The 8,148-nt window shown below is 65.3% G+C and carries 8 protein-coding genes; 2 read left to right on the top strand and 6 right to left on the bottom strand.

Annotation, left to right across the window (positions count from 1 at the left end):
- The 3 genes from ABZE94_RS18290 to speB all read right to left on the bottom strand — a co-directional run.
- Nucleotides 1-1,273, bottom strand: a 1,273-nt coding sequence (locus ABZE94_RS18290; protein WP_372877170.1) for a 5-guanidino-2-oxopentanoate decarboxylase, incomplete at its 3' end; no start/stop codon positions are given.
- A gap of 86 nt (nucleotides 1,274-1,359) precedes the next feature.
- The gene (locus ABZE94_RS18295; protein ID WP_372877172.1) at nucleotides 1,360-2,754 is read right to left on the bottom strand and encodes a YjiH family protein; all 1,395 of its coding nucleotides are present in this window, start codon (nucleotides 2,752-2,754) and stop codon (nucleotides 1,360-1,362) included.
- 76 nt (nucleotides 2,755-2,830) lie between these two features.
- Nucleotides 2,831-3,790, bottom strand: coding sequence for an agmatinase (speB, locus tag ABZE94_RS18300; RefSeq protein WP_372877174.1), 960 nt, complete (start codon nucleotides 3,788-3,790; stop codon nucleotides 2,831-2,833).
- A 223-nt stretch (nucleotides 3,791-4,013) separates the two neighbouring features.
- Between speB and ABZE94_RS18305 the strand changes: the two genes are divergently transcribed.
- The gene (locus ABZE94_RS18305; protein ID WP_372877176.1) at nucleotides 4,014-4,907 is read left to right on the top strand and encodes a LysR family transcriptional regulator; all 894 of its coding nucleotides are present in this window, start codon (nucleotides 4,014-4,016) and stop codon (nucleotides 4,905-4,907) included.
- Between the two features lie 8 nt (nucleotides 4,908-4,915).
- On the opposite strand, the gene ABZE94_RS18310 is transcribed toward ABZE94_RS18305, so the two are convergent.
- Genes ABZE94_RS18310 through ABZE94_RS18320 form a run of 3 tightly spaced genes read right to left on the bottom strand, consistent with a single transcriptional unit; the run spans nucleotide 4,916 to nucleotide 7,546 of the window.
- Complete coding sequence (locus tag ABZE94_RS18310; RefSeq protein WP_372877178.1) at nucleotides 4,916-5,242, bottom strand: rhodanese-like domain-containing protein; 327 nt, start codon at nucleotides 5,240-5,242, stop codon at nucleotides 4,916-4,918.
- A gap of 14 nt (nucleotides 5,243-5,256) precedes the next feature.
- Nucleotides 5,257-6,609: a chromate efflux transporter gene (gene chrA / locus ABZE94_RS18315; protein ID WP_372877180.1), complete on the bottom strand. Its 1,353-nt coding sequence runs from the start codon at nucleotides 6,607-6,609 to the stop codon at nucleotides 5,257-5,259.
- Entirely contained in the window at nucleotides 6,602-7,546 is a 945-nt protein-coding gene (locus ABZE94_RS18320; protein WP_372877182.1) for a chromate resistance protein ChrB domain-containing protein, read from the bottom strand. Before ABZE94_RS18320 ends, chrA begins: the two co-directional genes overlap by 8 nt.
- Nucleotides 7,547-7,661: 115 nt before the next feature.
- Between ABZE94_RS18320 and ABZE94_RS18325 the strand changes: the two genes are divergently transcribed.
- Nucleotides 7,662-8,148 (top strand): tRNA-uridine aminocarboxypropyltransferase (locus ABZE94_RS18325; protein WP_372877184.1); only part of this gene is annotated, 487 nt, incomplete at its 3' end.

Raw genomic sequence — 8,148 nt, forward strand, 5'->3', positions numbered from 1 at the left:
CCGGTTCGGCCAGTTTGGCGCCGATCGCCGCCGGCAGGCCGTAACCCAGGGTGCCGTAGCCGGTGGAGGAGTTGAACCAGCGCCGCGTGCCGTCCAGCTCGACCAGGTGGTTGCCGCTGTACACGGTCTGGGTCGAGTCGCCGACGAAGCGCGCCTCGGGAAGCGTTTCCAGCAGCGTGCCGAACAGCTGGCGGTAATGCGCCCAACCGGAAAAATCCTCGGCCAGCTGCGCCTGCACGGCGGCGGTGCGCATGGCGCCCGGGCTATTGGCGCGCAGCTCGCCAGGATTCAGCTCGGCCATCAGCATGCGCATGGCCAGGCGCGCATCGCCCTGGATCGCCAGCGCCGGGCTGAAGTTGCGCTGTAGCTGCTGGGCGTCGATGTCGATGCGGATCAGTTGGCCGCCCAGCTGGAAGTTGCCGTCGAACACCACGTCGTAGTCGGTCTCGCCCAACTCGGTGCCGATCGCCAGCACCACGTCCGCTTCCAGCGCCAGCTGGCGTACCGGCAGCAGCGACTGGTTGCTGCCCAGCAGCAACGGGTGGCCCGGCGGCAGCAGACCCTTGGCATTGATGGTCTGCGCGGTGGGTGCATCCAGGGCCACGGCCAGGGCACGGGCCTCGGCTTGTGCGCTGACACAACCGCCACCGAGCAGCAGCAGCGGGCGTTTGGCGTTTTTCAGCATGGCCGCCGCCTCGCGAATCAGCGCGCGGTTGGGCGACGGGCGCTGGATGCTCGGTCGTGGCGCCAAGCGCATGTGCTCGGCCGGCGCGGTGATGATGTCCAGCGGCAGCTCGATGTGCACCGGCCGCGGCCGTTCGCCTTCGAACACGGCGAAGGCGCGAGCCAGCACGCCGGGCAGTTCCTCGACGCTCATCAGGGTGTGGCTGAAGGCCGTGACGCCAGCGGTGAGTGCACGCTGGTTGGGCAGTTCATGCAAATAGCCTTTGCCCAGGCCCAGGCGGTTACGCTGGTTGACGCTGGAAATCACCAGCATCGGGATGGAATCGGCATAGGCCTGGGCCATGGCCGTGAGGATATTGGTCATGCCCGGCCCGGTGATGATGAAGCACACCCCCGGCTTGCCCGAGACGCGGGCATAGCCGTCGGCCATGAAGCCGGCACCTTGCTCATGACGCGGGGTGATGTGGCGGATGCCGCTGTGCGGCAGGCCGCGATAGAGCTCGACGGTGTGTACGCCGGGAATGCCGAAGACGGTGTCGACGCCCCAGGCTTCGAGCTGTTTGACGAGAAATTCGCCGCAGGTGGTCATGTCATCGAGTCCTGTTCTGTCGTTGTAGGAGCGGGGAGACTCGGCGTCACCCGCGCTCCTACGCTCAAGGTTTTGTAGCGGCCGTATCAACCGACTATCCAGTGGGCCATCAGCGCGATGATCGGCAGGGTGATCAGGGTGCGGATGATGAAGATGGCGAACAGTTCGAGCAGGTTCAGCGGCAGCTTGGCCTTGATGATCAGTACGCCGACTTCCGACATGTAGATCAGCTGGGTCAGCGACACGCAGGCCACCACGAAGCGGGTCAGTTCGCTCTCGATGCCCTTGCCCAGCACCGCCGGCAGGAACATGTCGGCGAAGCCCACCAGCATGGCCGGCGCGGCCTTGGCGGCTTCCGGCAACTGCAGCAGTTCGAGCAGCGGCACCAGGGGGTAGGACAGCCAGTTGAACACCTGGGTGTACTCGGCGATCGCCAGGGAAACGGTGCCGATCGCCATCACCAGCGGCAGCAGGCCGAGCCAGATGTCCACCACGTTGTGCACGCCGACCTTGACCATCTGCGCCGGCGACGGGTTGGCGTTGGCGCGCTTGACCGCCTGGGTGACTCCCCAGCTCAGCAGCGAGCTGCCAGTGGGGACGTCTTCCTTGATCTGCTTGCCGACGCCGGCGACGTACTCGTCCTTCTTCCACGACAGCGGCGGAATGCGTGGGGTGATGATGGCTGCCGCCAGGCCGGCGACCACCACCGTCAGGTAGAAGGGCACGAACAGGTGGTCGAGCTTCATGAAGCTGGTGATCAGCAGGCTGAAGGCGATCGAGGCGACGGAGAAGTTGGTGGCGATCACCGCCGCTTCCCGGGCGCTGTAGAAACCCTTCTGGTACTGCTGGGCGGTGATCAGCACACCGACGGTGCCGGAGCCGAGCCAGGAGGCGATGGCGTCGATGGCCGAACGCCCGGGCAGGCCGAAGACCTTGCGGAACACGTTGCGCACCAGGGTGCCGCAGAATTCCATCAGGCCGAAGTCGGTGAGCAACGGCAGGATCAGCCCGGCCACCAGGAAGAAGGTGATCAGCACCGGGGCCAGGTCCTTCAGCACCACGCCGCCGGTGTTGGCGCTCCAGATCCATTCCGGGCCGAACTGCCAGAAGGTCATGGTCGCAAAGACTGCGCCGAGCACGCGCAGGCCAAGCCAGAGCGGGTGCAGGTTGAACAGCTCGTTGAGCGCGTGGCGCTGGGTGAGCCAGCGCGGCTTGAGGGCAGAGCCGAGCAGGCCGAGGGCGGCGGAGAACAGCAGCAGGCCGGTGGCGATGGCCGGCAGCCAGGCACTCAGCGAGGTCTTCAGGGCATCGGCCATCACGCCGAGGCCAATGGTGACCTTGCCGTCGTAGACGATCGGCGTGAGAAACAACAGCACGCCGAGCAGCGAGGGGATCAGAAAGATCAGCAGTTGGCGCAGGTTGTAAGAGGTCTCCGCCGGTGGCTGGTCGTCCAGCAGGGGCATGGCTTCTTCATGGTTCATGGTGGCACCCTATTTTATTGTTGTAGTGCGTGGGCACCGCACGCGGTACCCGTTCAGTATAAAAGCCGGGCCCGCTTCAGCGGTGCTGGACACCGGGCAAAACACAGAGCATCTCGTAGAGCAGGTTGGCGCCGAGCAACGAGGTGTTGCCGGTGGTGTCGTAGGGTGGCGAGACCTCGACCAGGTCGCCGCCGACCAGCTCCAGGCCCTGGCAACCGCGAATGATCTCGATCGCCTGGATGGTGGTCAGGCCGCCGATTTCCGGGGTGCCGGTGCCCGGTGCCCAGGCCGGGTCGATGCCGTCGATATCGAAGGACAGGTACACCGGGCCGCCGTCGACCTTGGCGCGTACCTCGGCCATCAACGAGGCCAGGGATTTGTGCCAGCACTCCTCGGCCTGGACCACACGAAAGCCCTGCTTGCGGCTCCAGTTGAAATCCTCGGCGGTGTAGCCCTGGGCGCGCAGGCCGATCTGCACCACGCGGTCGCAGTCGAGCAGGTCTTCCTCCACGGCGCGGCGGAAGGTGGTGCCGTGGGCGATCTTCTCGCCGAACATGTGGTCGTTGACGTCGGCATGGGCATCGATATGCACCAGGCCGACCTTGCCATGCTTCTTCTTCAGCGCACGCAGAATTGGCAGGGTGATGGTGTGATCGCCGCCGAGGGTCAGGGGGATGATGCCGTAGTCGAGGATCTCGTCGTAGGCCGCCTCGATGATGCGTACCGCGTCGAGCAGGTTGAAGGTATTGATCGGCACGTCGCCGATGTCGGCCACGTTCAACGAATCGAAGGGCGCGGCGCCGGTGGCCATGTTGTAGGGGCGGATCATCACCGACTGGGCGCGGATCTCGCGCGGGCCGAAGCGGGTGCCGGCACGCAGCGAGGTGCCGATATCCAGCGGTACGCCGACGAAGCCGACGTCCAGGGCGCGTTTTTCATCCGGGGTCTGGATATGCGGCAAACGCATCATGGTGGCGATACCGCCGAAGCGCGGCATCTCGTTGCCGCCCAGGGGCTGGTGCAGAATCTTCTCCACGGGGAAGGCCTCACGGTTGTTGTTTTGGTTGGCCCGGATTGTTGGGCAAGGCGCCGCGAGGAAAAATCGGTGTGGGCAAAAACTTAGTTCAGAGATTTCTAAACTAAATGGGCCTGGCCTACACTGGGCGACCCTTGTGGTGCGCGCGGCGCACCCTGCGCAGCCGACGCCCCAGGGTGTGCTGCGCGCACCATTCATTTCTGCGATAACCGTCGAGAACGCCATGACCAGCGCTTTGCCCGACCTGAAACTGCTGCGCATCTTCGTCAGTGTGGTGCGCCACCAGGGCTTTGCCGCGGCGCAGCAGGAGCTGAACCTGTCGACCTCGGCGATCAGCACCTATATGAGCCAGTTGGAAGGCCAGCTCGGCCTGAGCCTGTGCCATCGCGGACGCGGCGGTTTCAGCCTGACCAGCAAGGGCGAGTTGTTCCATCGGGAATGCCTGCGCCTGCTCGGCGAACTGGAAGGTTTCGAGCGCTATTCCGCCTCGCTCAAGGGCGAGTTGCGCGGCACCCTGAACCTCGGCGTGCTGGATTCGACCGTCAGCGATCCGGCCCTGCCGCTGGCCGAGGTGATAGGCGCCTACAGTCAGGAACACCCGGCGGTGCACCTGCACCTGTCGGTGATGAGCCCCTATGAGCTGCAACTGGCGGTGCTGGATAACCGCCTGGATCTGGCCATAGGCGCCTTCTCCACGCGGATGAGCGGCCTGGTCTATCAGCCACTGTACCGTGAGCAGCACTGGCTGTATTGCAGCGAGCGCCATGCGCTGTTCGGCGAGCGGCGCGTTCCCGGCGACGTGATCGCCCAGCAGCGCATGGTCGGTCGCGGTTACTGGAGCCAGGCCGAATTGGCCCGGCACGGCTTCAAGCACAGTGCGGCGACCGTGGAATCGATGGAGGCGCAGCTGATTCTGATCCTCTCCGGTGCCTATATCGGTTATCTGCCGGAGCACTACGCGCAGTTCTGGGTCGAGCAGGGGCGTTTGCGCGTATTGCTGCCGGCGACCTTCGGTTATCAGGCGCCGTTTTCCCTGATCCTCCGTCGTGGCCGCTCGCGCGAGGCCTTGCTGCAGACCTTTCGCGATCTGTTGAAGGCGCAGCTCAACGCGCGCTGACGCGCAGGCTAGCTTTCCAGGCTCTCGATAGCCTGGTTGGCCGTGCGCCAACCGGCAAAGCCATCGACCAGATAGCGTGCATCCAGGCCCATGGCGGCCAGGGTCGCGGCGCAGCCCTGGCTAATCTCGTGGCCATGGGCGCAGTAGAGAATCGCCGGTCTGTCCCTGGGGATAGCGTCTTTCCAGGTGAATAGCGCGTCGGGATCACGCCACAGTGCCCCTGGAATCTGCGCCGCGTCGGCCAGACGTACGCTGGCGCGGCGCACATCGATCAGGCTGAAAATCTGGCCTGCCGCATGCCACTGCGCCAGTTCGCTTATGGAGATTCGGTTCATCGCTCGGCTCTCATTCAGTTCAGTCCCAGATGCACCAGTAAACCGATCGAGGCACAGGCCGCGATCGTCTCGATCACCCCGCGCTTGAACTTCAGCAGCGCCACGGCCGCGGCCAGGGCGATCAGCGCCGAGGGCCAGTCGAAACTGCCGCTAAAGCCTTGCGGCCAGAGCACGTGGTAGCCGAAGAACAACGCCAGATTGAGGATCACCCCGACCACCGCGGCGGTGATGCCGGTCAGCGGGGCGGTGAATTTCAGCTCGCCGTGGGTCGACTCCACCAGCGGCCCGCCGGCGAGGATGAACAGGAACGACGGCAGGAAGGTGAACCAGGTGACCAGGGTCGCCGCCACGGCGCCGGCGAGAAATACCTGCTCGGGGCCGAACACCTGCTGCACATAGGCGCCGACGAAGGCGACGAAGGCTACCACCATGATCAGCGGCCCCGGTGTGGTTTCGCCCAGGGCCAGGCCGTCGATCATCTGCGTCGGGGTCAGCCAGCCGTAATGGCCGATGGCGCCCTGGTAGACATAGGGCAGCACCGCGTAGGCGCCGCCGAAGGTCAGCAGTGCGGCCTTGGTGAAGAACCAGGCCATCTGCGTCAGGGTGCCGTCCCAGCCGTACAAGCCGATCAGCAGGCCCATGGGCAGTAGCCAGAGTGCGGCGCCGATGGCGGCGATTTTCGCCAGGTGCACGGCGCTAAAGCGGGCATGGGCGGGGGGGGGAGTGTGGTCGTCGATCAGCGCCGGGCCGAAGGTTTTATCGCTGGCCGCATGGCCGCCGCCGACGCTGAACTGCGCCGGCAGCAGGCGCCCGCCGATATAACCGAGCAGCGCCGCGCCGAGCACGATCAGCGGGAAGGGCACGTTGAGGGCGAAAATGGCGACGAAGGAGGCGGCGGCGATCGCCCACAGCCAGTTGTTTTTCAGCGCCCGCGAACCGATGCGATAGGCCGCCTGCAGCACGATGGCGGTCACCGCCGGCTTGATCCCGTAGAAGATCCCCGCCACCAGCGGCACGTCGCCGAAGGCGATGTATAGCCACGACAGGGCGATCAGGATAAACAGCGACGGCAGCACGAACAGCCCGCCGGCGATCACCCCGCCCCAGGTGCGGTGCATCAGCCAGCCGATATAGGTGGCCAGCTGCTGCGCTTCGGGGCCGGGCAGCAACATGCAGTAGTTCAGCGCATGCAGGAAACGTCGCTCGGAGATCCAGCGGCGCCGCTCCACCAACTCCTGATGCATGATCGAAATCTGCCCGGCCGGGCCGCCGAAACTGATCAGCCCGAGCTTGAGCCAGAACCAGAATGCCTGCAGCAGGCTGACGGGTTCGACGCACTGTTCGGCAGGCGCTATGGGCTCATTCATCGCTGGTTGGTTCCTTTCCGAAGGCGGCCAGCAAGCCATCGAACAGGCTGCTGGCGGCATTAAGCAATTGGTCGTCGTCGCTCAGGGTTTCGCGCAGCCCGGCCAGCACCCGCTCGACGCCGACGGCTTCCGCCGGCTGCGCGCCGCCGATATCCAGGTAATGCACCACGGCGGCGACGCGTTGCAGGCCGGGTTCGGCGAGGGCGAAGCTGGCGATCAGGGTTTCGCAGGTCACGCGTTGGCCGACATGGCTGAAGGTCGCGCCGTCGTAGTCGAAACCCAGGGCATCGACGGGGCACTCCTCGGGCGAGCGCAGCCAGGCGAAGCGCGCCTCGGGATCGATAAATCGGCGGATCAACCAGGCGCTGGCGAGCCGGTCGACCCAGGGCCGGCGACGGGTGGCCCAGAGCCGGCCGCGGTAGTCGCGCCGGTTCAGTGTCGCTATCGGCAAATCCTGGCTGCTCGGCTCGTCCGCGCAGAGCGCGCGGCTGGCCGCGCTTTCCAAGGCTTGCAGGGCGTCGTCGAGTTGCTGTTTGGCCGGGCCGGGGAAGAAGTCGATGCTCGCCAACTGGGCGAAGGTTTTGCGCAGTTTGCGGATCTGCTTGGTGCAGGCCAGCGCATTATCTGAGTTGAGCCCGGCATGGCAGGCACCGACTTCGTCCAGCAGCTTGGCGTAATCGGCGCTGCGCTCGAACAACGGGATAAAGCGTTCGCCCTCGGGGTCGTCGATCGGCAGCAGATAGGCGGTGCCGTTGACCGCGAGAATGTCACGTTCGATAGCGACCATGGCCTCGCGGCAGGCCGGATTATCCGGCAGCAGGTAGACGCCATCGCGCAGCACGGCGGCGCCGCTGGCCTTCAAGGCGCGCCAGGCGCGCATGCGCGCGGTGGCATTGGCGGTGGGCAGACCTAGGATCAGGGTGAGCCATTTTTTCATCGCTGATACTACATAATTGGTAGCTGTAGCTACATTACTCTTGATTGTGGCGCAGGCAAAGCCTGTAAAACCATGCGTGGCCTTATGGCACACTGCGCGGCATCAGGAGAGACCGATGTCACGCCCCCAATGCCCGCGTTGTAGCCGCCCGCTCGAGCACTGTTTGTGCCCGCTTATTCCGCAACTGCGCAGCCGCACCCGGCTTTTGATCCTGCAGCACCCCAGCGAGGTCAAACATGCGCTGAATACCGCGCGCTTTGCCGCCTTGGGCTTGTGCAACGCCGAACTGCGGGTGGGTGAGGTGTTCGAAGGTTTGCCCGAGCTGCTGGCGCAGCCGGGTTACCAGGCTTGTCTGCTGTTTCCGGGGGAGGGCGCGCAGCCGCTGGTGCAGTTCGGCGAACAGATGGCCCAGCAGCCGCTATTGCTGGTGGTGCCTGATGGCACCTGGCGCAAGGCGCGCAAATTGCTGCATTGCAATCCGCTGCTGGCGGCATTGCCGCGGGTCACGCTGGCGCCCGGCTTGCAGTCGCGTTATCGGCTGCGCAAGGCGCCGATGGCGGGTGCCTTGTCGACTATCGAGGCGATTGCCTGCGCCTTGGACA

The sequence above is a fragment of the Pseudomonas sp. genome (genome assembly GCF_041601375.1).
Taxonomy (GTDB): Bacteria; Pseudomonadota; Gammaproteobacteria; order Pseudomonadales; family Pseudomonadaceae; genus Aquipseudomonas.

Excerpts from the sequence above, each read along its gene's own strand:
- ABZE94_RS18295 (WP_372877172.1), bottom strand. The coding sequence starts at position 2,754 with ATGAACCATGAAGAAGCCATGCCCCTGCTGGACGACCAGCCACCGGCG.
- ABZE94_RS18305 (WP_372877176.1), top strand. The coding sequence starts at position 4,014 with ATGACCAGCGCTTTGCCCGACCTGAAACTGCTGCGCATCTTCGTCAGT.
- ABZE94_RS18310 (WP_372877178.1), bottom strand. The coding sequence starts at position 5,242 with ATGAACCGAATCTCCATAAGCGAACTGGCGCAGTGGCATGCGGCAGGC.
- chrA (WP_372877180.1), bottom strand. The coding sequence starts at position 6,609 with ATGAATGAGCCCATAGCGCCTGCCGAACAGTGCGTCGAACCCGTCAGC.
- ABZE94_RS18320 (WP_372877182.1), bottom strand. The coding sequence starts at position 7,546 with ATGAAAAAATGGCTCACCCTGATCCTAGGTCTGCCCACCGCCAATGCC.